Source organism: Methanolobus bombayensis (genome assembly GCF_017873415.1).
Lineage (GTDB): Archaea > Halobacteriota > Methanosarcinia > Methanosarcinales > Methanosarcinaceae > Methanolobus > Methanolobus bombayensis.
The window spans coordinates 130,203-156,908 of the sequence record NZ_JAGGKD010000001.1 but is presented as its reverse complement, the minus strand read 5'-3'; the positions used below and the strand labels follow the sequence as shown (position 1 = coordinate 156,908).

The following is a 26,706-nucleotide window of genomic DNA, read 5'->3' as shown; positions in this document are numbered from 1 at the left end:
CAATATGCCAAAAAACATCAAGATCTCTGACATAATGAGGACAGAAGTTGCCTTTGCAACTCTTCCAGGATCGAGAGATGAAGTCCATACTCTTCTCAAAGAAAAAAGAGTGTCCGGATTACCTGTACTAAAAGATGGTAAACTTGTAGGAATCGTAAGTAGAGCGAACCTTCTGAAAAACCCTGAAGAAGAACAGCTTGCACTTTTGATGACACGTGATCCGCTGGTAATCAGCCCTGAAGAAAGTATAGTCTATGCTGCAAAGGTCCTTCTGGATAACAACATTAGAAGATTGCCTGTTGTAAAGGATGAAAAGCTTGTAGGAATCATATCTGTTGCAGATATCGTTGCATCCATTGCAGAGCTTGACATAACTGACCATGTTGGTCAATATATGAATAAAACTGTTGTGCCAATATGGACTGACACTCCTCTAAATGTTGCCGCAAGAGTTATGGAGCTTGCAAAATCAAAAGCAGCACCAGTAATAGACAGTAATCTTGAAGTTGTAGGAATAATCACTGACCGCGATATCATCAGTGCCAGCGTAATTGAAGATTCCGTTGAGATGTCAGATATGTCCAATGGTTCAGACGACGATGAATGGACATGGGAATCCATGAGAGATACCATGAGCATCTATTACAGTGTTTCAAGGGTCAAAGTCCCTGATATCCCTGTGAAGGATGTCATGGTCAGTGATCTTGTAAAAGCTGCATACATATCAGGAGTCAGCGAATGTGCTTTGAAGATGAAGAGGAATAAGATAGACCAGATTCCAATCGTCAATGCAAACCAGAAATTCCTGGGGCTTCTGCGCGACCGCAATATTATGAAAGCGATTGTAAACTACGATAATTAATATAAATCAATCATGGGTTACATACCCATACAATCTTTTTTTATAGTGATTCCAATGGAACGCCCATTTGTATTTATAAATTCAGCAATGTCTGCCGATGGAAAGATATCCACAAAGGAAAGAAAGCAGGTAAGAATTTCAGGACAGGTGGATTTTAACCGCATGGATGAACTGCGCGCAGGATCTGATGCAGTAATGGTAGGTATTGGAACAGTACTGGCTGATGACCCAAGCCTGACCGTTAAATCTCCCAAACTCAAAAAAGAAAGGATCAGTTCAGGCAAGGAAGAAAATCCAGCAAGAATAATTATTGACAGTCAAGCCAGAACACCACTTACTGCAGATATCTTTAAAAAGGGAACCGGAAAACGCTTTATAATTGTTTCTGAGTCTGCTCCGGCGGATAAAGTGAATCTTTTGAAGGAACAGGCGACAATTCTTGTTGCTGGCAAGGAAAAAGTAGACCTCAAAAAAACCATGTCAGAACTTAAAGACCAGGGAATTGAACGTCTGATGGTTGAAGGTGGTGCGACACTTAATTGGGGAATGATATGCAGCGGGCTTGTTGATGAGATATATACTTTTGTGGGAAACCTGATAATTGGTGGAAAAAGCGCGCCTACTTTTACAGATGGTGAAGGTTTCACTGAAAAAGAGATACAGAAACTAGAGCTCATTGATACTGAAAAAATCGAAGAAGGTGTTCTTCTTAAATGGAAGGTTCTTGTAGATCCTGAGCAATAATATTTTCTTTTTGATAATGGGTTTTGTTCTTTTGTGACAAAAGCATACACAAAGTATAAATCATTATACTTTAAATATAAGCCAGACAAAAGCTAAAAAACCTAAATCAAAAATGTGATAAGATGAATAAACTAATTCTGCCAGTAATAATTGTAATTTCAGTTCTCTTTATAGTTGCAGGAATGATAGGTGACAATAAAGAAGCAATGGAGAATAGTGCAGTAATAGAAATCACAGGTGCACAGGAACTTGATGACTTAGTAGCACAGGGACCTGTTCTGGTAGAGATAGGAGCAGAATGGTGTCCGGCATGTACCGCACAAAAACCCATAATGGCAGATATTTCACTTGAATATGAAGGAAAAGCATCGGTTGTGTACCTTAATACAGATAAAGCCGGAACACTTGCTGCCAGTTTTAACGTATATTCAATCCCTGACTCGTTCATTATTGTTGAAAACAGCGAAAATGGATATATATACATGGGAGATGACGGACAGACTACCACAGACAGGATTTCTGCAAGACACATCGGCCTGACATCAAAAGGTACATTTACAGATGCTCTGGACAATGCAATAGAATACAGGAGATCAGCAGTTGATTAAATGGTCGATGCAGGCACGTTAACTCCACTGGCATCCTTTTTTGCAGGTATTGTGAGCGTTCTCTCACCCTGTGTATTACCCTTGCTTCCTATTGTACTTGCATATTCAACAGGTAACAGTAGGCTTCGCCCTCTGGCAATAATTGCAGGACTTACTTTCTCGTTCACTATAATGGGTATTGCAGCATCAGCATTCGGAGAATACTTTTTACCCCATCTTGATGGACTAAGAATTGTTGCAGAGCTAATAATCATTTTTATGGGTACATCGATGCTAATGGAAAAAGATATATTTGCATCCCTGTCACAATACACCGGAAAAGTCCATGCAGAAGGAAATGGACTCATTGGAGGAATTGTCATCGGAGTGTCTCTTGGAATAGTATGGATACCATGTGTGGGACCAATACTGGCATCAATACTCACCCTTGTAGCACTTGAGGGAAACGTATTTTATGGCGCAGGGCTTCTGATAATATATTCAATGGGTTTTGCAATCCCAATGCTGATAATTGCCTATTCTGCTAAAATATCCGGCGACAGGCTCAGTAAGATATCAGAATATGATATTGAACTAAAAAAAGGAGCAGGGGTTGTGCTTATTATAGTTGGACTGTGGATGGTTTACACTAACCATATAGCTGCTTATGTGGTATAAACGATTGAAAAATCAGAAAAGTGAATGTGTTCAGTCAATAACACATTCATCATCATTTGCTATTGCAACGAGCTCATTTACACAGGCAACTGCCATTGGCGTTCCGCCACGTGTTCCTACACATGTGATGGAAGGTACCGGTGTGTTCCTGACAACTTCCTTTGATTCTGCAGCATTGACAAAGCCTACTGGCGTACCTACCACAATAGCTGGTTTGATGCCATGCTCGATCATCCTGCACACTGCAAATGCTGCAGATGGTGCATTGCCAATGGCTACAATTGAACCTTCAAGAATATCCTTGCATTGAAGGAAACCTGCTGCTGTCCTTGTGATACCGTACTTTTTGGCAAATTCTGCATCTTCATCCTTGTCAAGCACACAGATTACCTCACAATTGTGACCTCTCTTGGTAACACCTGATTTGACCATGTTGATGTCAACAAGAATAGGAGCACCTTTTTTGATAGCCTCAACACCTGCCTTGATTGGATCGTTCACAAAGCGCATGAGATCTGCCACTGCCGGGTCACCTGTAGAAGTGACACAGCGCTGTTTGACCTTATCCTCTAATGTTTCATCACCTACGAGTTTTCGGGCAATGTTACGACTTGTCATGTAAATTGCCTTGGCCTCATCGGTCTGTGATCCAAGGTCATTGCAGATAGAAACAAGCTCTGGGTCTATCTCAGTTGTCATCTCCACAAGTTCTTCAATACTTGTGTCATTATTATTGGATTTAGTAGTCATATTTCCGATGATACCCCCTTGGAGTTATTATTCGCTTACCGTGAGGCGAATCCCATATACGGGAGTCGTTTGTTGTTATAAGGATAGTTGTGCTCATATCAACCCAGTCATTATGTTCCATTACTTCACCAAGAGTTGTTACAACATAATCCTGATCTTTATCTCTCAGAGCATTTTTTACGAGAGCTACAGGAACTGAGTCATCCTTGTACTTTCTGATGATCTCAATTGCCTTTGAGAAATTTGATTTGCGCTGGCGGCTCTTTGGATTGTAAAGTGACATGACAAAATCTGCTGATGCTGCAGCATCAAGTCTCTTTTCGATGACTTCCCATGGTGTCAGAAGGTCGCTGAGACTTACAGTGCACATGTCATTGACAATAGGCGCTCCAACAACACTTGCTGCTGCTGTAATTGCAGTTACACCAGGGAGAACTTCCACCTCTACATCAAGACCTGCATGCTCTGCAACTTCAAGGACAAGCCCTGCCATTCCATAAACGTTTGCATCTCCACCGCTTATCATGGAAACGACATTGTTCTGTGCAAGCTCCACTGCCTTGCGTGAGCGGTCAACTTCCTTACCCATGGCACTGCGGACAATCTCCTGTTTGTCCAGCAGGCTTGCCATCTGGTCAAGATAGGTACCGTTTCCGACAATGTAATCTGATGTGAGTATTACATCCCTTGCCTTAACTGTGAGCTGTTCAACTGAGCCCGGACCTATACCGATAATGTAAAGCTTTCCTTTACTCTGCGATTGCGATTGTGACCCTTCCATATACTTTCTTCCTTAGTATCAATTGTTTTTTTTCCGACAACGCCATTGCGGCAGGTTCTGCCACACCTGTAAGCCCGAAGCGTTTTGCCTGCGAAGCCGACGGCGTATCATAGTTATTCAATTCGTCGTGATCTATGAATGTAATAGTTAGCCCGAGTGTTTTTGCTGCCTCATGCAGTCCAGTCTCGTTCTCTTTCAGTTTTGCTGATGCCAGCCCTTCGACCTCATCAATGCCCCTTCCTAGCTCCTCAAGTGCATTGCTTATTGCATCAATGGCCTCCTGACAGTCGATACCCCTTCGGGCCCCGATACCTATGATCATTCCTTCTCAGCCTTTACGTCATCTCTTTTTAAGACCGAAACATCATCCCCGACTATGACGATCTTCGGACCTTTTATTTCGAGGACTTCAACATCCTCATCAAGCAGAGCGCAATTCACCTGAACAGTGGACGGCTTGTTAACAATATCACAGCCCAGGGACTTGGCAATTCCTTCCACAGAATTCCTGTTGTGAACCTCAGTAGCAGTAGTTACAACAGGTACTGGTCCGATCTCGGCGATCTTCCTGACCACCTCATTGCCACCGTGATGACCACCAAGCAGAGGAATTGCGAAATTCATGTTAGAATCAACCACAATGACTGCGGGATCCTTCCACTTATCCTCTATAAGAGGTGCTATCTCACGGACAACAATTCCAGTGGCGAAAACTGCCACGATAGCATCGTATTCTTCAAATGCTTTTCTGAAGATGGTTTTGTTAAACATCAGGATATCTGCATCCAGATGTTCTGCCAGTCGCTCTGCAACCTCAAGATTTCTCTCAAAGGTTATGATAGAGGTTCTTGTGCCACTCCGTATAAGTAAGACCTCCCGAAGTTACCATATTCCACAGGCTCTACAACGCCACCAATGAGAATCATTGCAGAGCGCTTGATACCTGCTTCCTTGACCTTTCCGGCAATGTCTGCAACAGTACCTTTTATGATCTTCTGGTCAGGCCATGATGCATGGAAGACAACTGCAACAGGAGTGTCATCAGGATATTCCACCTTCTCCATGATCTGCTCGATCTTCTGGGTTCCCAGGAAGACTGCCATTGTTGCTCCATGTCTTGAGAGTTCAGTGATCTGGTCTTTCTCAAGTGTCTTACCTGCAGGACGTGTGATAATGAGAGTCTCTGATACCTCGTTGAGTGTAAGCTGTGTCTGAAGTGCTGCAGCTGTTGCAAATACTGATGACACACCTGGCACGATCTCAACCGTAACATCAAATTTCTTGAGTTCCTCGATCTGTTCAACGATGGAACCATAGAGTGATGGGTCACCGCTGTGTAATCTTACAACCTTCTTACCTGCTTCGAGATTATCAACTATGAGTTTGTTAGTTTCGTCAAGGGTAAGTCCGTAACTGTCAATCTTTTCCCCTTTACAATAATTTACAACTTCAGGATTTACAAGGGAACCTGCATAGATTACAAGGTCAGCCCCTTCGAGAAGCTCTTTGCCCATTACAGTAATGTATTTTGCATTTCCCGGGCCGGACCCTACAAAATAGACTTTCTTATCTGTCATTGAATTCACCTTGTTATTATTCCTTTTGTGCATAAACTATGCTGAAATAGTTGCCCTTTTCAGGAATCTGATCCCTTTCTGTGATGATTACTTCCCTGTCACTGAACAGGCGTTCGCAGAAAGTGAACTTGTTAAAACCGTCCTTTTCATAAGATTCAATTATCTCAAGTGGCCTGCTGGCCTTGAGCCTTATCCTGTATTTACTGTCAGAACCGTCACTTACCTCAAAGGAGGAGTCAACCTCTGCACCGGTCTGTGCAGCAAAAGATGTGATTGAGCTGATACCGGGAATTGTTGCGGTCTCAACATCAGGATAGAATTTGTTCATCACACGTTTTAAGTGAGTGAAAGTTGAGAAGAAATTCGGGTCACCAATAAGACCAAAGACAATCAGATTGTCCTTTGACTCCTCAGCAAGCATATCAGCATTCTTTTTCCATACTTCATTGAGTACATCATAATCGGTCAGCATTGGGAAATCAAGAATCTCTGATTCTGCATAAGGTGCCACAAGATCAGCTGCCATGCGACCGGGGACATATACCTTGTATGCATTTTTCAGGCTTTCAACAGCTTTCAATGTCAGAAGCTCCGGATCACCCGGACCAAGTCCTACTCCTACAAGCATTTTTTATCACCATTAAATAAAGATAATTACATTTTAACGCATAAGTTAACTTCAGTTTTTACCGGACTTGCCGACAACAATGTATATCGGATTTTCCGGTTTGAACATAGTTTCGCCGGTAATCGGCGCGCCACGAGATACTATCACATGTAGTACCTCATCGAATAAGTCAAGTTCTTTCATCTTGTTTATTACGTTTACGACAGTCTCGATCCTGACCGCATTCAACACAATACTCTTTGCTTTTTTCTCGGCAAGCACTTCAAGCACACGGGAAATATTCTTTGTGCCACCAATAAATGCACAATCTATAGAACCAACTTCCTGTTTTTCCAGAATCTCAGATGATTCGCCGGAAAACACTTGTGCGTTGGTCATCTTAAATGCTTCGAAATTTTTCTTCGTTACACGAATGGCTTCTTCCCTTGCATCAATAGCGCATATACTGATGTCACGTACCATTTTTGAAGCTTCTATTGAAACGGCCCCTGTTCCGCAACCAATATCGAAAAATCTGCATCCATCCCCTAAATCAAGTTTAGATAATGAAACTGCGATAATCTCAGGTTTTGTAGGGCCTCCACTTACATGCAAAAGTTCAGTCATGTTCCACCTAACTAAGATAAACTGGAGTTAAGTAGATATAAGTTGCCCTTCATAAAACTGTTGCATTATTGCGAAATAGTATGAAAATTCAAAAATATTATTAGGGCGGTTGCAATGGAAAACAAAAAAAATGCTAAAAAATTACTGGTATTGGGTACTGCATCAGATGTGGGCAAGAGCATAATGGTCACAGGACTCTGCAGGATACTCTCCAGAAAATACAAGGTTGCACCATTTAAGGCCCAGAACATGAGCCTGAATTCATGGATAACAAAAGATGGAAAAGAGATCGGAATTGCCCAGGCGATTCAGGCCAAAGCCGCCGGAGTCGATCCCACAGCAGATATGAATCCAGTACTTCTCAAACCAAAAGGAGACAGGACATCACAGGTAATCGTACTTGGAGAACCATATGCAGACAAATCCGCCGGAAACTATTATGATTCCATCGAGGAAATGCACGACGTACTAAGAGGTGCACTTGGAAGACTGGAATCAGAATACGACCTCATAGTCATGGAAGGTGCCGGCGGTGCCGCAGAGATAAATCTGTATGACCGGGATATAGTCAACATAGGGACAGCACGCATCACACAGGCACCCATAATCCTGGTGGGAGACATCGAATCAGGCGGAGTTTTTGCAAGCCTTTATGGTACAAAGGCACTGTTGCCGGAAGATGTTAGCAAGAAACTCAAAGGATTTGTCATCAACAAGTTCAGAGGTGATCCTGCAATTCTCGAACCCGGTCTGAAGCAACTCGAAGACCTCACTGATGTACCGGTACTTGGTGTACTCCCATATTACAAGCTCAAAATACCTTCTGAAGACTCAATGGCAATCAGGAAGAAAAAAGGCAGGGAAGAGAATGAAGAGATCAACGATGTTGATATTGCAGTAATTCGCCTCCCAAGGATATCAAATTTCACTGATTTCGAACCACTTGAGAGAATAGCAAATGTCAGGTATGTAGACCTTGATGATAATCTGGGCAACCCGGACTGTGTTATAATTCCCGGCACAAAGAATACTGTAAGTGATTACCTGGACCTGCAGTCAAGCGGTATGGATGCTCAGATAAAGAAACTCAAAGGTAAGGCAATTATCTTTGGAATTTGTGGTGGCTACCAGATGCTTGGAAAAGTCATCCATGACTCCGGTGTTGAGAATGGAGTTGAGGCAGATTACGAAGGTCTCGGACTTCTGGAAACCGAAACAGCATTTGGCGAATACAAAAAGAGAACAGTCCAGGTCAAAAAGGAAATTGTTGCTGACGGACCGATATTCAAGCACATAAAAGGCGATGAGATATGGGGTTACGAGATCCATATGGGTGCAACAAAGACACCCAGGACAGTATTCGGAGATGATGGCAGCATCGATGAGAGCGGAACTGTGGTGGGCACATACCTGCACGGGCTTTTTGAAAATGAGAACATCCGCCATGCCCTAATGATCTACCTTACTGAAAAGAAAGGCGTGGATTATCACCCTGAAACCGTGACAACAGAGGACGAAGCCTATGAGGAACTCGCCCGTGTAGTTGAGAGCTGCCTTGACATGGACAAAATATATGAACTGATCGAAGTCCAGTAATGGACTTCAGCTTTTTCTGTTTCTATTTTTAATTCTATTTTTACTTTTTTAATATATAATTATGACAGCTTCTGTAGCTCTGCTACACGAAAAATGGTTGACAAATTGTATTGTTATTTCTAAGTAAATTCATATAAGCAATACATAATATATTGTGCAATAAAAATAAGTTAACCAAAAAGAGTATATACTAAATTAATCATTTTAGGCCTACCTACTAAAAGTAAACAAACGAAAGGTCATAACATGAATGAAAAAACACTGGATTTCATAGAACCTGAAACCTCAGTAAAAGTTCTGAAAGTAACAGGCCGGAAGTCTTCTAGGAAAAGAATTCTGGATATGGGGCTTACCCCCGGTACAAGAGTAGACGTAATCAAAAGAGCACCGTTAGGCGACCCGGTTGAATTCAAACTGAAAGGATACAACCTCTCGCTTCGGAAGAAGGAAGCTGAAACTGTTCTTGTAGAGATTGTCAAGTAACCCCGATAAATCAGGAAAACGGTGGTAGAATGACAGAAAAAATAACAATTGCACTTGCAGGGAACCCAAATGTTGGAAAGACTTCCATATTTAACTCAATAACCGGCTCCAAACAGCACGTGGGAAACTGGCCAGGCGTTACGGTGGAACGCAAGATAGGTAAAAAAGTGCACAATGATGTGATGATGGAGATAGTTGACCTCCCTGGAACATATAGCCTTACAGCGTACTCTCTTGATGAGATTATTGCCCGTGATTTCATCATTGAAGAAAAGCCGGATGTTGTGGTGCAGGTCATTGACGCAACTAACCTTGAAAGAAACATGTACCTCACAACCCAGTTGATGGAACTTGGTGTGCGGCTTGTAATTGCGCTTAACATGACAGACCTCGCTCTGGCCAAGGGAGACAACATTAATGAAAAGAAGATGCAGGAATTCCTTGAAGTCCCGGTAATATCCACAATAGGAAGCAAGGGAACCGGAATAGAAGGACTGCTTGATGCAGTCACAGAAGAATTACACAAGACAAGGGTCACAGAGAATGTATTCAACTATGACAACCAGATCGAAGAGAGAGCGGAGAAACTGGGAGTTGTTCTTGATAGTGACCCCTATTTTGCACATTATCCTTCACGATGGTTCAGTTTAAAGTTGCTTGAGGGCGACGAGAATATAATCAAAAAAGCAAAGGAGAGTGGTAGTTACCCGGAAATACAAAAAATACTGAACGAAACCGATGCCGAAATTCTTGAGGCAAAGGTTGCTGACCAGAGATACAAGACCATACAGACAATGCTTAGACAGGTCTGTAATATCAACACATGCCGTCTAACCGGATCGGATATGGTGGACAGAGTTGTGACAAATAAAGTCCTGGGAATTCCCATATTCCTGTCTTTGATGTGGGCGGCTTTTGAGATAACTTTCACTTTTGCAACCCCATTCATGAATATGATCGATATATTCTTCGGATGGATGGCAGAAACAGCAACAACCGTAATCCCTGTACCGTGGATGGCATCCCTTGTAGGAGAAGGAATGATCGCAGGTGTAGGTTCAGTGATCATATTCCTCCCGAATATCCTCCTTCTCTTCTTCATGATATCCCTTATGGAAGATAGCGGTTACATGGCAAGGGCCGCGTTCATAATGGACAAGATCATGAGCAAGGTAGGACTTCATGGAAAATCTTTCATACCCCTTGTAATGGGATTCGGATGTAATGTGCCTGCCATCATGGCAACCCGTACAATCGAAGACACCAGGGACAGGCTCATAACCATCCTGATAACTCCTTTCATGTCCTGCGGAGCAAGACTTCCGGTTTATGTTCTCCTGGCCGGGGCTTTCTTTGGCAGAGACGCAGGAGTTGTTATCTTCAGTCTGTATGCTCTTGGTATCCTGGTAGCAGTTGTAAGTGCAAAACTCATGCGCAGTACCATCCTCAAGGGTGAAGATACACCTTTCATCATGGAACTCCCGTCATATAAGATTCCAACCCTCAGAGGAAGTCTGATCCACATGTGGGAGCGAGGAAAGATATACCTCAAGAAAGCAGGTACGATCATACTCATCGGTGTGGTCGGTGTATGGTTGCTGGCATCAATTCCTGCTCCCGGAAGCAGTGGAACATTCGCATCCGAAGAGATTTACGGTACAACCGAATCCATGATCGGAATGATTGGACAGGCACTTGAACCTCTTGTAACACCACTCGGATTTGACTGGAAGATCGCAGTGGCACTGGTCTTTGGTGTTGTGGCAAAGGAAATCGTGGTTGGTTCCATGGGTGTACTTTACGGAGTAGGAGATAACGAAGAGAATCTCTCAAATATACTCGCAGCCGGAGCAATGACACCTCTTGCAGCGCTTGGGCTCATGGTGTTTACCCTCCTTTACGTGCCATGTTTCGCCTGCATCGGTGTGATTAAAAGAGAAACAGGGTCCTGGAAATGGACATTGTTCCAGCTGGCTTACGGAACCACACTGGCATGGGTATTTGCATTTGTGATATATCAGGTCGGCACACGCATGGGGCTGCTGGCCTGATACTATGACCTGAAACATTAGGGAGATAATAGATATGAAAAGAAGTTACGGTAGTAAAGAAATGGCATTTGCAGCACTCGCGGGAGTGCTGTATGCTTTCTTCGGACTCCTGCACATTGTAGAGGGTCTTGGAATCGATACGGGAATGGCAGGATTATTGTTCATTCCGGGAGACATACTTGGAGGATTCTGTCTTGTAGTAATTGGTGCAGTATTCCTCAACGGACTCAGGGAGATGCTTCAGGGAATTAACGCTGGAGTCTCCTTTGTTTACGTAGGAATCCTGATGTCACTTATATTTGCAGCAGTTTACCTGCTTATCATGGGTGGAAACCTGCTTGACTCACTTATCGTTCCTGATGATTACGAAGGATGGAACGTAATGGAAACTTTCAGACCTGGAATATACCTTGGATTGATTTCACTATTTGGAATATTCCACTGGAAAGACAAGTTCTCACTTAACGAAGTACTGGTATTCCGGGAGGGAGCTTAATGGTAGTTGGTTACAGATATTTCCTGAAAAGAATGGCAACGATGATGGATTCAAGAGAGAATCTCACCATCCGAACCATTGCTGACAGGCTCAACCTGCGGCAGGATGAGTTCAGAGATCTACTACATATAATGGAGAAAAAGGGCGATATTGAATGCTGCATAGAGAATGCGACAGGATGTACCGGTGGCTGCAAGGGCTGTTCAAAGGTCTGTGCGGGCCCTGAACTTTCCTCCAGAAGCATGAATATGAAATCATACCGACTGACTGAAAAAGGAAGGTCTACCTGTGAAGGTTTGACCTGACCTGCAGGTAATGAACATCTTTCATATTTCTATAGCTTGTGAATGTTCTAAGATATTTGTACACCGATCCATGAAAAAGTATTTTTACAATCAGAATTTAGATTTTTAAAGTGGATGATGAAAGGGTTCGTGTCAGCCTTAGCAGGGACCTGACACTTTTTGATATTACAATGATAGGAATCGCCGGCATGATCGGAGCCGGCATCTTCGCACTTACAGGATTTGCTACCGGACTGGCAGGTCCGGCAGTGCTCCTTGCATTCCTTTTTAACGGAGTTATCGCTACATTCACCGGTCTTGCATATGCCGAGCTTGGCGCGGCTCTTCCGGAAGCAGGCGGGGGCATCATTTGGATCAAAGAAGCATTAGGGAACTACTTTGCCTTCTTTGCAGGATGGATAAACTGGATAGCCCATGCAATTGCCTGCGCATTATATGCAGTAACATTCGGAGCATTTTTTTCAGAATTCCTTGTAATGTTCATGGGTTTTGAGGCAGTTCCACAGGCCACTGTAATAAAAATATCAGCTGTTGGTATCGTTACGCTGATGACATACCTCAATTACCTTGGTGCAAAAGAAAGTGGCAGATTCGGCGGATTCATTACTCTTTTTAAAATATTCATCCTTGTCGTATTTGCTGGATTCGGAATATATAAGACCCTCATACAACCTGACTGGATAACCTCATTTACTCTTGACCCTTCATTCATGCCAAATGGCGTAACTGGCATACTTGTTGCCATGGGATTCACATTCATCGCCTTTGAAGGATATGAGATAATAGTTCAAAGTGGTGAAGAGGTTAAGAATCCTGAAAGGAACATACCACTTGCAGTTATTATATCCCTCTGGGCGGCAGTGCTCATCTATATTCTCGTTGCATTTGCACTACTTGGCTCTATCAAATCAGACATACCAAGCTGGATGTATCTGGGACAGCTGGGGGAATTCAGCATGATAAGAGTTGCTGACCAGATCATGCCATTAGGTGCTATCGTAATAATAATAGGAGGTCTGGTTTCGACACTAAGTGCTATGAACGCAACGGTATATTCATCATCAAGAGTGGCTTTTGCTCTTGGAAGAATGGGACATCTGCCAGAATCCCTTTCAATGATCAACGAAAAGAAAAGAACACCTCAATTTGCAATTTTCTTAAGTTACATATTGATCGCGTTGATGGCACTTGCCCCCATAGAAGCCGTAGCTGCTGTTGCGGATCTAATGTTCATTATTCTTTTTGTAATGGTAAATTCCGTTCTGATAATCCTGAGATTCAGGAGGCCTGACATAAAAAGGACCTTCAAAATGCCTTTAGTACCTTATCTTCCAATCATTGCGATCATATCCCAGATTGCCATAGGGTATTTCCTTGTAACAGAGATCGAGCATGCAGCTTTCATTATATCAGTTGCAATTGTATGGCTTGTTTCAGGTTCTTTTGTCTATTACTCGTACTCACAAAAAGAACTGAAAAAAAGGAGTTTACCCAGCAGAAGAAAGGTCTACGAGGAGAGGCCACTGGAACTTGAAGGCTATAAAATACTCGTTCCTGTAAAAAACAGGACAAATGCACCTAAACTTGCAAGACTGGCACATTCTATTGCAAAAGCAAAGAATGCACATATCATCTTTCTGGAAGTAATAACTCTCCCGGAATCAACACCTCTTTCTGCAGCACATGATTCTCTGCAAAAACAGAAGAACTTTATCAAGGATCTCGTGGAAAGCGTGGATGTTCCGGCAGGTGGAATCTTAAAAGTAGGCAGAAAAGCATCCGAGAATATACTTGACACCATTGAAGAAGAAAAGCCGGATCTGGTTCTCATGGGATGGAGAGGCAGGACTTTCAGAAGCGATTTCATCCTCGGAAGCACTATAGATATGATATTGCTAAAAGCCAGATGCGATGTTGCAATCACACGTTTCAGTAAGGAAAAGATCGAGCATGTCAAAAATATCCTGCTCCCCACCGCCGGCGGGCCGCATTCCTCACTTGCTGCTGAACTTGCCCATGATATTGCAGGACAGGAAGATTCAATGATAACAATGCTTCATGTAGGTGAAACCTCCAGGATCAAAGATCAGGCAATGCATTATTTCGAAGATATACAGGATATCTTGCAGGACGTCAGAACCAGACAAAAATTCCTCGTTTCCAGAAATGTTATAAAAACAATTGCTTCAGAAGCAGATGAAAACGATATTGTATTCATTGGTACCACCAACAGACCTTTCCTCAAGAATTTCCTGCTCGGCGTTTTCCCTGAGAGGATCGTCAAAAAGACCGGGAAAACCGTAATCGTGACCAGAAAATGGGTCAAAATGATGGATGTCCTGAAACGATGATGAAAATAATCTGTCTTTTCATAATTACTGTTAACTCAGGTCTGCTCCCTGAATAAGCATATTCTTACTATTTTATTTTGGAGAAATCCACAATCTATATATAATATTAGACATCTTTACTCACTATTGTACAATTATATACATTATTGCGTTAGAGGGTGCTAACATGAAGGATTACATCAAGAAAGTAAGTGAAAAACTGGACCTTACAATTACAGAAGCTGAGGACGCTATCACAAAGATATTCACAGAGGCCACAGACGCACAGATAGGTGGTCTCCTCATTGCTCTAAAAATGAAAGGAGAGACCCCGGATGAGATCGCGGGTTTTGCAACCGGCATGAAGAAAGCTGCAAACACAATTGCTCCGAAAGTTGAGGGGGCACTTGTGGATGTTGTGGGAACCGGAGGAGACAAACACAACACAATCAATATCTCAACCGCCTCTGCAATCGTTACCGCAGCAACCGGTGTGGCTGTTGCAAAGCACGGTAACCGTTCCATTACTTCACTTTCCGGTAGTGCCGATGTCCTGAGAGAACTCGGGATAAAAGTAGACAAAGCACCTGAAGAAGTAACCGAATCCATAGAAAAGAACGGAATCGGATTCATGTTCGCACCGATCTTCCATCCTGCAATGAAAAGGGTCGGACCCATAAGACAGGAAATGGGAGTAAGGACAGTTTTCAACATTCTAGGACCACTCACAAACCCTGCAAATGCAAAAGTGCAGCTTGTCGGTGTATTTGACAGGAGTCTCTGCGAGCCTTTTGCCCAGGTAATGAAAAAGCTTGGAGTTGACAGGGCAATGGTAGTCCACGGTGATGGCATGGACGAAATATCCAATTTCTCAGAGACATACGTTGCTGAACTCAAAGACGGAAATATAACTACCTACACACTCACTCCGGAAGAACTTGGAATCAACAGGACAACTCCAGAAGATATTGCAGGCGGCACACCTAAGGAGAATGCAATAGATATTATAAGAATATTAAATGGTGAGAAGGGGCCGAAGAGAGATATCATCGTAATGAACTCAGCCGCAGCTCTTTATGTTGCCGGAAAGGCAGCCTCAGTCAAAGAAGCAGTTCCTATGGTAGAGGAAGTTCTTGACAGCGGCAAAGCACTGGCAAAACTGATAGAATTCAGTGATGATGACAATATTCAGGGAGTCATAGATGAAACATCTACCCAGAGTTAAGATATGCGGGATGAGAACTGCTGAGGACATTGAACTGGCAGTAACCTGTGGAGCCGATGCTGTGGGTTTCATCACAGAGGTTCCTGTAAACACACCCCGGAAACTGGACGCAAAGAATGCCGCAGAACTTGTCAGAAAAGTGCCTTTCTTTGTAGACTCGGTGCTTGTGATAATGCCATCAAGCGGCAAGGAAGCACTGGAATTTATCGAAAAGGTCAACCCGGATGTAGTTCAACTTCATAATAATCTCAGCGCAGATGAAATAGCTATCATACGTAACAACACACACCAGAAGATAATCAGGACATTTGTCGTGCCGGTGGAATGCAGGGAATTGCCATCAGAAATGATGGCAGATATAGATTCCCTTTACGAGAGTGACCTGATAGACGGAATACTTCTTGATTCCGGCAAGGCAGGCGCAAGTGGTGGCACAGGACTTGTGCACGACTGGTCTGTAAGCAGAAAAGTAGTAGAGAACACGGAAGCTCCGGTGATACTGGCCGGTGGACTGAAAGCTGATAATGTCAGGAGCGCGGTTAAAAAGGTAATGCCCTTTGCCGTGGATACAGCTTCAGGTGTGGAAACAGATGGAAAGAAAGACCCTGCAAAGGTATGCAGGTTTATAGAAGAAGCAAGGTGTATCAATGGTTGATTTTGATCTTAACAAAGAGGAATTCAAAAACCTCGTTGAAAATTCACAGAAGCCTGCCATAGTGCAGCTCATGACAAAGGTGGATAGTATTTGCAGCCCGCTACAGCTCTATGCAACCCTGCAGAACGCGGGACATTCCTATCTACTTGAATCCGTAGAGAAGGAAAAAAGGCATGCAAGGTATTCATTTGTAGGCTACGAACCTGAGATGGTCGTATCTATAAAAGACAGATACATCACCATCGAGTGCCAGATGAACTCCGAACTTACAAAACACATCTACAACAAGCTCAAGGCAATGGGTGATGTGGAATCACTTATCGGTGGCAAGTTCAGGGTAAAGGTGAACGAAGGTGACGATTGCTTAGCAGCTTTCAGGAAAATATATCCCACAAGCACCGGAACCCAGATGCTCAATCAGACGCGCTTTGACAGGCAGACTTTCCTGGGAGGAGCTATAGGTTACAACAGCTACGACCTTGTTTACGATTCATGGTTAGACAGGGACAAGAAACCTGATGCAGATGTTCCTGACATGCATTTTGCCATCATGTCAAAGACCTTTGTCTTTGATCACATAACAAACGAAACGTACATCGTGATCACACCATTCGTTACAGAATCAAGCGACCTTGAAGAAGTTTACGAACATGCTGAATCTGAAGCTCAACTTATGGAAAGGTCACTTCAGATGGCTGCAGTTATAAGTATCAGTGAAGACATTCCTGCAGCAGATTCAGATGAGCCTGTTGCCAATGTGGATCAGGCCACCTATGAAGAAGCAGTCAGGATTGCAAAACAGCATATCATTGACGGTGATATTTTCCAGGTTGTTCCTGCACGAAGGTACACTGTTAAAATGAAGCAGACACCACTTCAGTTGTACATCAGGCTCAGGAACATCAATCCGAGTCCTTACATGTACATCTTCAATTTCAAGGACATAGGTATTGTAGGTGCGAGTCCTGAAACACTCATGACCGTCTTTGACAGGAAAGTCATTACCAACCCTATCGCAGGAACCTGTCCACGTGGCAAGAATGATGAAGAGGACAGGAAACTGGCACAGGAGATGCTCAATGACAAGAAAGAACGTGCGGAACATGTGATGCTTGTTGATCTTGGTCGTAACGATGTCAGAATGGTCTCGCAGGGCGGAACAGTTAAAGTTGATGACCTCATGAGCGTGGTGAAATACTCACACCTGCAGCACATAGAAAGTACTGTCAGCGGTGAACTCAGGGATGAGTGTGACCAGTTCGATGCCACACGTGCAATATTCCCTGCAGGCACACTTTCGGGAGCTCCGAAGATAAGGGCAATGGAAATAATAGATGACCTTGAGCCCGAATCCAGAGGCATATATGGCGGCGGCGTAGGCTATTATTCATGGAACGGTGATGCTGACTTTGCCATTGTCATAAGGACAGTGCTTATCAAGAATAACACAGCTTACGTACAGGCAGGAGCCGGTATTGTGGCGGACTCGGATCCCACTTACGAGTACAACGAAACGGAAAGGAAAATGGCTGCAATGATAAAGGCAATAGGAGGAAAACAATGAAAGTATTGTTCATAAATAACAAAGACTCTTTTGTCTGGAATCTTGTGGACTATGTTTCCATATACGAGCCTGATACCATGGTCGTTCCTAACACTATTTCCCTTGAAGAAGTAAAGGACATTAATCCTGATGCTATCGTGATATCACCCGGACCGGGCACACCTCACAAAAAGGAGGACATTGGATCATGTCTTGATGTTATCAGGGAATTAGGGCCGGAAAAACCTGTTCTTGGAGTATGTCTTGGCCACCAGGCAATAAACACCGCATTCGGTGGAACCATCGGTCATACAAAAGGAGGGCCAATACATGGGAAGACATCTGACATCAGCCATGAGGAATCTCCGCTCTTTAAAGGACTTGAAGATAAATTCAAGGCCGGAAGATACCATTCGCTTGCTATTGAGAAACTGGCAGATGACCTTAAAGTCACTGCAAAGACAGAAGATGATATAATCATGGCAATTGAACACAGGGAATATCCTGTATACGGCGTCCAGTTCCATCCAGAGTCCATACTTACCGAGGAAGGACTATGGATCATCAAGAATTTCCTGAAAATAGCCGAGAAGAGGCACAAGAACTAGCTGATTGATGTTTGCAGAGTAATTTATTCTGCAATCGTTTTTGTTTCAGATTGTAGAGGATTCTCTGTGATTTCATAAAATATAAAACACAAAGGAGGAAGTATTCATTTGGGAAAATACGGCATTAATCCAAAAAATAAACCATGGGAATCCTCCTGGAGAAAACGCTGGACAGGTTCACGAAAGTCCGTTGATTCTTCAAGAAACCGTGAATTCTGGATAGAACCTTCCAGACTTCAGGGAAACTGATGTTCTATCGAATCAAAATAATTAAGCACTAGGATGTTTATTCTTAACTATGCTTATCGGTATCACAGGAACACCGGGAACCGGAAAAACATCAGTGACCAGATTGCTTGAAGAGGATCGATTTTATCAGGTAATCCATCTCAACGAACTGATCAAAAAAGATAAACTCTACTCAGAAGTGGATACTGAAAGAGACTGTGTTGTTGCTGACATGGATCAGGTTTATGACAGAGTTCTGGAGCTCCATGACAGGTCATATCCTGTGACCATTGTTGATAGTCACCTTTCACACCACATAACTGATATTGCAATTGTACTGAGGACAGACCCTGCAATACTAAAAGAAAGGCTTCAAAAAAGGAATTATTCCGAAGAGAAGGTAAGGGAAAATCTCGAAGCAGAAGCCCTGGACATAATTCTTGCAGAAGCTGTTGAGTGGTGTGAGAAGGTCTTTGAACTTAACACCAGCAACAGAACTGAAGACAAAACACTAAAGGATATCAGAAAAATAATCAGGGGACTTCGATACGGCAATACTGAGGAGCTGGAAGAAGAGTTCAGACCGGGTTCTATTGACTGGAGCAATTATTTTTTTAACGAATTTTAGTCCTATACTTGATCTTTAAATGGATCATGGATCATATTTGCAACCGGACAGACAGGTAATTTAAGCGTGAATGTGCTGCCTTTACCATATTCACTTTCTACTGTAATCTCACCATTGTGCATTTTAGCATATTCTTTTACAAGCACTAATCCCAGACCTGCTCCTCCGTATTTCCTGCTTGTGGAGCCATCTACCTGTACAAACGGTTCGAATATCTTCTCCTGATCCTCTTTAAGAATGCCTACACCGCTGTCAGTAACTGAAATATAAATATAAAAATCATCTTTACTGGCATCTATTGTTACGGCCCCTCCTTCTTCTGTAAATTTCAGTGAGTTTTCCAGCAGATTAAAAATAATTTCTGTTAACTTATTCGGATCTGCCTTAATCTCTCCTATTTCAGGATCAATCGTTGTATTCACAGAAATATTCTTTTTAGCTGCCACGGAAAATGTTCTGTTAACTACCACAGATAATATATATTTGGGACTGAAGGTTTCATAAACAAGTTCCATCCGTCCTGATTCGATCCGCGACAGGTCGAGCATCTTATTGATAAGTTCCAGCAACCTGTTGCCACTTTTGTTTATTATATCAACCTGCTCCTCCTGAAGCTCTGTGAGCTTCCCGGAAATACCTTCCAGCAAAACATCAGAAAAACCAATTACCGAACTTAACGGTGTTTTAAGCTCATGGGTAATGTTTGCCAGCAATTCGGTTTTGTATTTATTTGCTTCTTCAGCCGCTATCCTGGCACGTATCATTTGCTCTTCGGCAAGTTTTCTTGTAGTGATATCGATGCATGTGCCGATAACACGATGTGGACGGCCTTCATTGTCAATTTCAAATGGTTTTCCACGGCAGGTCAACCATATACATTTACCGGAACTGGAGCGCATTCTGAAATCCATTTCAAAGCTTTCAAGGTTCATAATCTGATCCATCAGCCTCTCGATAACAATTTCCTTATCTTCAGGGTGAAGCAGCGATTTCCAAGAATCAAATGTACGAGGAAGCTCATCCGGCCCATACCCGAACATATAGTACCACTCAGCACTGAAATATGCTTCATTGGTATCCATATTCCAATCCCACAGACCCTGTTCCGATACTTCCATTGCAAGCTGAAGCCGTTTCTCACTTATTTTTAATGACTGTTCTGCCTTTTCTTTTGCAATCATAACAGTTTTACTGGACAAGGCTTCCCGGACAGCATAAGGGAGTCTTTTAATTCGGTCCTTCAGGACATAATCAGTTGCACCCTCTTTCATGCATTTTACTGCTGTTTCCTCATTTATCGAGCCGGTAAAAACTATGAAAGGTATACTTTTATCATATTCCAGAAGTAATCTGAGAGCCCTTATTCCATCGAATACAGGAAGACTGTAGTCTGAGATAACAATATCAGGTCTGAATACTTCGAGTTCCTTCAGGTACTCATCAGCAGTTTCAACTCTCCTTGAGACAAAATCAAGTCCGTCTTTAGCCAGCACCCTCTCTGCAAGCTCTGCGTCCGGAGGGACATCCTCTACAAACAATATGCGTATCTCAGGCTCGCTTTCCATACATCAATCCTTCTTAAATGCACATTCATTCATCAATAACCAGTAGAAACCAATATTACGAATTGCTTCCACAAAATTATCGAAATCCACAGGTTTTACAATGTAACTATTAACACCCAGACTATAACTTTTGACAACATCAGATTCTTCTTTCGATGAGGTGAGCATTACTACAGGAATCATTTTTTTATCCGGATCACTTTTTATTACTTTCAGAACCTCAAGACCATCCATTTTTGGAAGTTTAAGGTCAAGTAAAATGAGACGTGGATTCGAGGTTGCGTTTCGAGCCTCAAACTCAGCTCTGCCATACAGGTAATCAAGAGCCTGTTCCCCGTCCCCAAGAACAACAACATTGTTTGAGATTTTATTCTTTTTCAATGCTCTTAGAGTTAATTCAACATCATTTTGATTGTCCTCTACCAGTACAATTTCCACTTCATTCTCCACACATATCTCCTCCATCTTTTACAGGTAATGAAAAGTAAAATGTAGCTCCTTTATCTGATTCACCTTCTGCCCAGACATCCCCACCATGTCTTTTAGCTATACGCTGAACAATTGCAAGTCCCACACCTGTTCCCGGGAATTCTTTCTCACTGTGCAAACGCTGGAATATACCAAAGAGCTTATGCACATATTTGGAATCAAATCCCACACCATTGTCTTTTATATAGTAGACATTCATACCATCTTCGGTGTAAGAACCAACTTCTACGATTGCTTTTTCCTGTGTAGAACTGTATTTAATGGCATTGGACAAAAGATTGGTCCATAATTGTTTTATAAGAGCCGAATCTGCATAACTATCCGGAATATCAGAAACATTGAACACGAAATTATCTTTTTCTTCATTTGCCATCAATTCATTGAGCACAGAACTGACCAGCGATCTCATATTCACCTGTACACAATTCATTTCATTTCTTCCGACCCTTGAAAGCCCCAGGAGATCAGTAATCAATTTATCCATTTTTTGTGTATTGGTTCTTATAACATTGAGAAGACGCATTCCCTCATCATCCAGATTTGATTCATAATCCTCTGTTATGATCCTCGAAAAACCATCAATTGCACGCAAAGGTGCACGCAGGTCATGTGAAACAGAATAGGTGAAAGCTTCAAGTTCCTTGTTGGCAGCTTCAAGCTGTGAAGTACGTTCAACCACACGCTGTTCAAGTTCGTCTGCATGCTGGCTAATCTGCTCCCTGAGCTTAGACTGGTGCAGAGCTATTGAAAGCTGTTTAGCTACCTCTTCTACAAGTTGCTCATGTTCCTTTGTAAAGAAATCATATTCTGTGGATGAAAGATTCAGAATAGCTATTAATTCATCCTCAATAATAAGTGGTACAACCAGGCATGATCTAATGTTTTCTTCAAGAACTACATTTGAAATTTGAGTGCCGCTTTTAATTTGTTTGTTAATATCAGGTATAAGTAATGTTTCTCCAGAAAGCAATTTATCAAATAATAAGAAAGAATCAATGGAGTTGTGTGTCCCTGTGGATAATTTAGTTGGCTTATCTGAGTCCGCCGCCAGAATTACAGCTTGTTTTGTGCTCGCATCAAACAATCTCAAACGGGCAGAATCACATGGAACAAGTTTCCGCAGTTGTTTTACAACTTTTTCTGCAATCTTTTCACTGGATACAGAAGAAATAATATCCGTATCTATATGGTGAAGCATATTCAAACGTTCATTGTATTGAAGAATCTCTGCTTCAGCCTGCTTTCTGGAATCAATATCCTCTATCATAGCGATAAAATACAGAGGTTTACCATCAGAAGATTTTACAATTGCAACAGTAACTTTAACCCATATTATATTCTTGTCCTTGCGAACATAACGCTTTTCAATAGAATAGTCATTTCTTTCTCCTGAAACCAGCTCTTCAACCATGGATAATTCTTTACCTATGTCTTCCTGATAGGTAACATCGGCAAAATTCATCCTGATAAGTTCCTCATGACCATAACCTGTTATGTCACAAAAACGCTGATTCATTTGGATTAAAAAACCATCCATGTTGGCCAGACACATTCCAACTGCAGCCTGCTCGAATGTTGCACGGAAGCGTTCTTCACTCTCACGCAGTGAGGCAAGCAGTTCATCGCGTTCGTTCAGGGTTCTTGCAAGCTTGACATTACTATAACTTAAAGTGGATATTAGATTGGTAAGAAGAGAATAATAGGTCATCAATGAATCCACTTTTTCCCTGCTCCAGCGTGGAACCCTGTCCAGAGTTTCTAAGTATTCCTTTTCATCAAAACCATATTTCTTTGCCTGTAACCTGAATGTGTCATAGGGTATCTCTTCATCATCAAGGAAAAATTGCCCAACGTAGAGGTTACCTATATGGATACCACCCAGAACTATGGGAGTCACCATATCCCACATATTGTTCTTGCACTTGTAGAACTTGTATGTCCCTGGTTCTACACCCCTAGTAAGTTCAAGATCACTTTCAATACAATGTTTGCAGGTCTCGGGATGAACACGATGGAACTTTGTGCAAATATCCTGCCAACCAATGTTTACCAGAACATTACCCTTGAGGTCAAGTATTGCCATCCCTCCTATATTTGTGAGCCGGTAAAATTCATCCATTATCGATTGCAGGGTTTCGATGTCAATGATATCGACAAGATCCAGTTCCCCTAAATCACCCTCAGGTTCTAAAATAGCATCAAGCTTCTTTTTTACTCGAAGCTCACTCTCAAGCAATCTGTCAGCAGCCAGTTTTCTATCAGTGATATCCTGCATGGAACCGGTTAGTTTTACAACTTTGCCATCTTCCAGAACCGGACGTCCAAGAGTACGTACCCATTTATTGACACCATCTGCAGATATCAGCTCCAGTTCCAGATCATAGGGCTGTGCTTTTTCAATAGCATCCCGGATAGCAGTCTGGATTTTCTCTTTTGATTCCGATACAAAGAAACTTAAACCAACATCCTTACTTGTAGGATCATCAGGGTCTAACCCGTGAATTCTGGCAACTTCAGGTGTCCAGGTACCTTCTCCTGTACTTACATCAAATTCCCAGCCACCTATCTTTGCAATATCACCAACTTCATCAAGCAGAACTCCCTGTTTTTGGAGTTCAAACTCCACCTTTTTGATATGTGTAATATCCTGCAAAAATCCAACAACTTTGACAACCTTGTCATCAATGAAAATAGGCTGTGCACCGGTTCGTACCCACTTATGAACACCTTTTGCAGAAATGAATTCAAGTTCAAGGTCATAAGGTTCTCCTTTTTCAACAGCATTGTTAAATGCCTCAGATAAGATTTCACGGGATTCAGGAGTATAAGATTTCAAACTAAGGTCTACATTGGCTTCTATGTCAGGGTCAAGATCATGTATTATTGCAACCTCACTGGTCCATGTTGATGTACCGGAGTTAACATCAAAGTCCCAACCGCCTATTTTTGCAACGTTTCCCATTTCTTTTAGCAATTGCTCCTGTTCAAGAAGAGCAAGCTCGACATTCTTTCGCTCTGTAATATCCTGGAAAGAACCGATAAGTTTCGTTACTTTTCCATCAGTAAAAACAGGCCGACCACTTGCACGAACCCATTTATGCTTTCCTTTTGAAGTTATCAGTTCGAGTTCAAGAGCATAAGGTTCACCATTATCAACGGCATCTTTAACAGCCTTGCTGATGATTTCTTTGGAACCTGGAGCATAGTAATCAATAGCTTCTTTTACATCTACTGAATCCCTGGGTTCCATATCATGGATATTGAATACTTCCGGAGTCCAGGTGATATTACCGGAGGAAACATCAAGACTCCATCCTCCGATATTTGCTATCTCACTTACTTCATCAAGCAGGGATTTGCTTCTCTTCAATTCATCCTCTGTATGTTTAATATCAGTAACATCCCTGAATACTGTCAATATGTATCTTTCATCATTAGTTGGAATAATGTCCCCTGAAATGATAACCGGGTGTATATCACCTGTTTTTGTAATTATTTCAGACTCAAAGTTTCTGACAAAACCATGGAAATTTAACTTCTCCATATACTCTTCACAAATATCAGAATCTATCCACAAATTTATATCACATATAGAGCTTCCAAGCAGCTCATTTTGCAAAAAACCCTGATTTTTAAGGAAACTTTCATTAACACTAATAATCTCTCCTTCAAAAGTAGAAAGCATAATACCATCAGGTACAGTGTTGAATACTGTGGCAAACATTTCCTCCGATTTTAGAAGATCACTCTGAGTCTTTTTACGCTCAGTGATATCACGTGCTATAATGAGAATGCTAGGCTTGCCATTCTTTCCTTCCATTGGAACAGAGCTAACTTCAACAGGAATCTCATTTCCATTTTTGTCAATGAATACTGTTTCATAAAGGTACTTCTCCCGGTCATCCCCAATACGCTGATACCTGCGGTTTATCATCTTTTCTATTTCATCAGGAGCAACAAATTGAGTTACATTCTTAGAGAGGAGTTCGTCTTCACTATAGCCACTGAACTCCACAGCTATTCTATTTGCATATAGAATTCTTCCTTCCAGGTCATGAACAATTATAAAATCCCTTGCGGTATCTGTGAGATGAAGATAACGGTTTTCAGATTCTTTGAGTAAAGCAGTGCGTTCAGATACTTGTGTTTTAAGAGAAACACCATAGTTCAGCAGAAGATAGACAAGTAATGTTAAAAGAAGAACAATGATGATACCACCTTTTTCAAATATCCCCTGAGTATCGGCAACAGAATTCTCCCATCCGCCTTTCGGAACAGCAGCAAGTTCCCAGCTGCCTGATGGAAGAGCAACAGAATATATAAGCGGCTCCAATAAAAATGTTCCATTCGATCCAAAAAGCAACTGTCCGGAATCATCACGTAAAGCCATACCTTCTATGTGTTCAGTACCTGAAACCAAACCGGACTCACTCAGCAAAGACGGTACATCGATGACAATTGAAACGATGCCCCACAGAGAATCATTGATGTAAACAGCCTGACGAGCTACAATTCCCTGACCACCGCGCTGCATTTCATAAGGTCCGGTAACTACCATTTGCCGGGTATGGATTGCACCCTGTACATCATCACGAACCAATGGCCGCTCATCATTGATCAGATCAGCCATTGTCCTTTCAACTGCAACTTCATTACCTGTTACCGGATAAACATAGGTTTCTGAAAAATTAGTATATATCTCAATAGATCGAATAGCTGGTGACCCGGAATACAAGCCGAAAGCAAATAAAGGAAAATGCTTATTCATTGCCTCTTCTGTGGGATTTGCCCTGGCAAATGCATCAAGACCTTCCAGAAGGGAAAAATACTGATATATCTGGTTTTCCAGAGAGTTGCCACTAGACAACAATTGTGTATCTATCTCGGCTTGCTTGCTAAATATCAGATTTTCCTCATATATTGTACTGGCCTGCCAGAGAATCAGTATCAATAGAACTAATGTGAATGCTGCACCCAGCAACGCAATGTGAGCCTGACCCATACGTGGCAGATCACTCAAAGTCTTCTCAGATCCAGAAGACATCTCCCTTTGACACTCCTTCATTCTGCTTTAGACATACTCTGTCAGAGACAATTGAACTAGAATTCTACCTTAAAGCTGCCATGAAAACAGTTGCCTACTGACCCTGAAAGCAGGAATAAGGTGAGAAAACACATAATAATACACTATACCAATGGAGTAACTATTGAACATTATTGCATATAAATATTTTTACTGTTGGGCCACCATATATTGAAGATCATGTAAATAATTTCCAAACTGAATTAAC

Annotated in this window: 26 protein-coding genes; 16 read left to right on the top strand and 10 right to left on the bottom strand. The window is 42.1% G+C overall.

Annotation, left to right across the window (positions count from 1 at the left end; all coding sequences use genetic code 11):
* The first annotated feature begins 4 nt into the window (after window positions 1–4).
* The 4 genes from J2746_RS00815 (at window position 5) to J2746_RS00800 (ending at window position 2,871) form a co-directional block, all read left to right on the top strand.
* Window positions 5–862 carry a CBS domain-containing protein gene (locus J2746_RS00815; RefSeq protein WP_209614877.1) on the top strand — a complete coding sequence of 286 codons (858 nt, stop codon included), beginning with the start codon at window positions 5–7 and terminating at the stop codon, window positions 860–862.
* 54 nt (window positions 863–916) lie between these two features.
* Window positions 917–1,606, top strand: coding sequence for a 2,5-diamino-6-(ribosylamino)-4(3H)-pyrimidinone 5'-phosphate reductase (locus tag J2746_RS00810; protein WP_209614875.1), 690 nt, complete (start codon window positions 917–919; stop codon window positions 1,604–1,606).
* 122 nt (window positions 1,607–1,728) lie between these two features.
* On the top strand, window positions 1,729–2,214 hold the full coding sequence (locus J2746_RS00805) for a thioredoxin family protein (RefSeq protein ID WP_209614872.1): 486 nt from the start codon (window positions 1,729–1,731) through the stop codon (window positions 2,212–2,214).
* On the top strand, window positions 2,215–2,871 hold the full coding sequence (locus J2746_RS00800; protein ID WP_209614870.1) for a cytochrome c biogenesis CcdA family protein: 657 nt from the start codon (window positions 2,215–2,217) through the stop codon (window positions 2,869–2,871).
* Between the two features lie 30 nt (window positions 2,872–2,901).
* Here J2746_RS00800 and J2746_RS00795 read toward each other — a convergent pair whose 3' ends face one another.
* The 7 genes from J2746_RS00795 to cbiT form a co-directional block, all read right to left on the bottom strand.
* Complete coding sequence (locus J2746_RS00795) at window positions 2,902–3,621, bottom strand: precorrin-8X methylmutase (RefSeq protein ID WP_209614868.1); 720 nt, start codon at window positions 3,619–3,621, stop codon at window positions 2,902–2,904.
* A complete protein-coding gene (gene cobJ, locus J2746_RS00790) occupies window positions 3,611–4,402 on the bottom strand; it encodes a precorrin-3B C(17)-methyltransferase (protein WP_209614866.1) in 792 nt (263 codons plus the stop codon). Before cobJ ends, J2746_RS00795 begins: the two co-directional genes overlap by 11 nt.
* On the bottom strand, window positions 4,371–4,724 hold the full coding sequence (locus J2746_RS00785) for a cobalamin biosynthesis protein (RefSeq protein WP_209614863.1): 354 nt from the start codon (window positions 4,722–4,724) through the stop codon (window positions 4,371–4,373). The genes cobJ and J2746_RS00785 overlap by 32 nt, the downstream gene beginning before the upstream one ends.
* Window positions 4,721–5,173, bottom strand: coding sequence for a cobalamin biosynthesis protein CbiG (locus J2746_RS00780; protein ID WP_209614861.1), 453 nt, complete (start codon window positions 5,171–5,173; stop codon window positions 4,721–4,723). Before J2746_RS00780 ends, J2746_RS00785 begins: the two co-directional genes overlap by 4 nt.
* A 62-nt stretch (window positions 5,174–5,235) precedes the next feature.
* On the bottom strand, window positions 5,236–5,979 hold the full coding sequence (gene cobM, locus J2746_RS00775; RefSeq protein ID WP_209614859.1) for a precorrin-4 C(11)-methyltransferase: 744 nt from the start codon (window positions 5,977–5,979) through the stop codon (window positions 5,236–5,238).
* A 16-nt stretch (window positions 5,980–5,995) separates the two neighbouring features.
* Complete coding sequence (locus J2746_RS00770; protein ID WP_209614857.1) at window positions 5,996–6,607, bottom strand: cobalt-factor II C(20)-methyltransferase; 612 nt, start codon at window positions 6,605–6,607, stop codon at window positions 5,996–5,998.
* Between the two features lie 51 nt (window positions 6,608–6,658).
* Complete coding sequence (cbiT, locus tag J2746_RS00765; protein ID WP_209614855.1) at window positions 6,659–7,213, bottom strand: precorrin-6Y C5,15-methyltransferase (decarboxylating) subunit CbiT; 555 nt, start codon at window positions 7,211–7,213, stop codon at window positions 6,659–6,661.
* Window positions 7,214–7,327: 114 nt separating this feature from the next.
* Here cbiT and J2746_RS00760 point away from each other — a divergent pair, with 114 nt between their 5' ends.
* The 12 genes from J2746_RS00760 (at window position 7,328) to J2746_RS00705 (ending at window position 19,361) form a co-directional block, all read left to right on the top strand.
* The gene (locus J2746_RS00760; protein ID WP_209614853.1) at window positions 7,328–8,809 is read left to right on the top strand and encodes a cobyric acid synthase; all 1,482 of its coding nucleotides are present in this window, start codon (window positions 7,328–7,330) and stop codon (window positions 8,807–8,809) included.
* A 246-nt stretch (window positions 8,810–9,055) separates the two neighbouring features.
* Window positions 9,056–9,292 carry a FeoA family protein gene (locus tag J2746_RS00755; RefSeq protein WP_209614851.1) on the top strand — a complete coding sequence of 79 codons (237 nt, stop codon included), beginning with the start codon at window positions 9,056–9,058 and terminating at the stop codon, window positions 9,290–9,292.
* A 29-nt stretch (window positions 9,293–9,321) separates the two neighbouring features.
* A complete protein-coding gene (feoB, locus tag J2746_RS00750; protein WP_209614849.1) occupies window positions 9,322–11,343 on the top strand; it encodes a ferrous iron transport protein B in 2,022 nt (673 codons plus the stop codon).
* Window positions 11,344–11,377: 34 nt separating this feature from the next.
* Complete coding sequence (locus J2746_RS00745) at window positions 11,378–11,839, top strand: hypothetical protein (protein WP_209614847.1); 462 nt, start codon at window positions 11,378–11,380, stop codon at window positions 11,837–11,839.
* Entirely contained in the window at window positions 11,839–12,144 is a 306-nt protein-coding gene (locus J2746_RS00740) for a FeoC-like transcriptional regulator (protein ID WP_209614845.1), read from the top strand. The genes J2746_RS00745 and J2746_RS00740 overlap by 1 nt, the downstream gene beginning before the upstream one ends.
* Before the next feature lie 110 nt (window positions 12,145–12,254).
* A complete protein-coding gene (locus J2746_RS00735; protein ID WP_209614844.1) occupies window positions 12,255–14,495 on the top strand; it encodes an amino acid permease in 2,241 nt (746 codons plus the stop codon).
* A 166-nt stretch (window positions 14,496–14,661) separates the two neighbouring features.
* Window positions 14,662–15,699: an anthranilate phosphoribosyltransferase gene (gene trpD, locus J2746_RS00730; RefSeq protein ID WP_209614842.1), complete on the top strand. Its 1,038-nt coding sequence runs from the start codon at window positions 14,662–14,664 to the stop codon at window positions 15,697–15,699.
* Window positions 15,677–16,354, top strand: coding sequence for a phosphoribosylanthranilate isomerase (locus tag J2746_RS00725; RefSeq protein ID WP_209614840.1), 678 nt, complete (start codon window positions 15,677–15,679; stop codon window positions 16,352–16,354). Before trpD ends, J2746_RS00725 begins: the two co-directional genes overlap by 23 nt.
* A complete protein-coding gene (trpE, locus tag J2746_RS00720; RefSeq protein WP_209614839.1) occupies window positions 16,347–17,918 on the top strand; it encodes an anthranilate synthase component I in 1,572 nt (523 codons plus the stop codon). The genes J2746_RS00725 and trpE overlap by 8 nt, the downstream gene beginning before the upstream one ends.
* Entirely contained in the window at window positions 17,915–18,505 is a 591-nt protein-coding gene (locus J2746_RS00715; protein WP_209614837.1) for an anthranilate synthase component II, read from the top strand. Before trpE ends, J2746_RS00715 begins: the two co-directional genes overlap by 4 nt.
* Window positions 18,506–18,613: 108 nt before the next feature.
* Window positions 18,614–18,754, top strand: a complete 141-nt coding sequence (locus tag J2746_RS00710; protein ID WP_209614835.1) for a hypothetical protein — start codon at window positions 18,614–18,616, stop codon at window positions 18,752–18,754.
* A 49-nt stretch (window positions 18,755–18,803) separates the two neighbouring features.
* Window positions 18,804–19,361, top strand: coding sequence for an adenylate kinase family protein (locus tag J2746_RS00705; RefSeq protein ID WP_209614833.1), 558 nt, complete (start codon window positions 18,804–18,806; stop codon window positions 19,359–19,361).
* A gap of 2 nt (window positions 19,362–19,363) precedes the next feature.
* Here J2746_RS00705 and J2746_RS00700 read toward each other — a convergent pair whose 3' ends face one another.
* From J2746_RS00700 to J2746_RS00690, 3 genes are read right to left on the bottom strand one after another with little or no spacing between them, the layout of a single operon-like run.
* Window positions 19,364–20,926 (bottom strand): hybrid sensor histidine kinase/response regulator, encoded by a 1,563-nt coding sequence (locus tag J2746_RS00700; RefSeq protein WP_209614831.1) that lies wholly within the window; start codon window positions 20,924–20,926, stop codon window positions 19,364–19,366.
* A 3-nt stretch (window positions 20,927–20,929) separates the two neighbouring features.
* Window positions 20,930–21,376: a response regulator gene (locus J2746_RS00695; protein WP_342451747.1), complete on the bottom strand. Its 447-nt coding sequence runs from the start codon at window positions 21,374–21,376 to the stop codon at window positions 20,930–20,932.
* Window positions 21,366–26,459 (bottom strand): PAS domain S-box protein, encoded by a 5,094-nt coding sequence (locus tag J2746_RS00690; protein ID WP_209614828.1) that lies wholly within the window; start codon window positions 26,457–26,459, stop codon window positions 21,366–21,368. The genes J2746_RS00695 and J2746_RS00690 overlap by 11 nt, the downstream gene beginning before the upstream one ends.
* Window positions 26,460–26,706 lie beyond the last annotated feature (247 nt).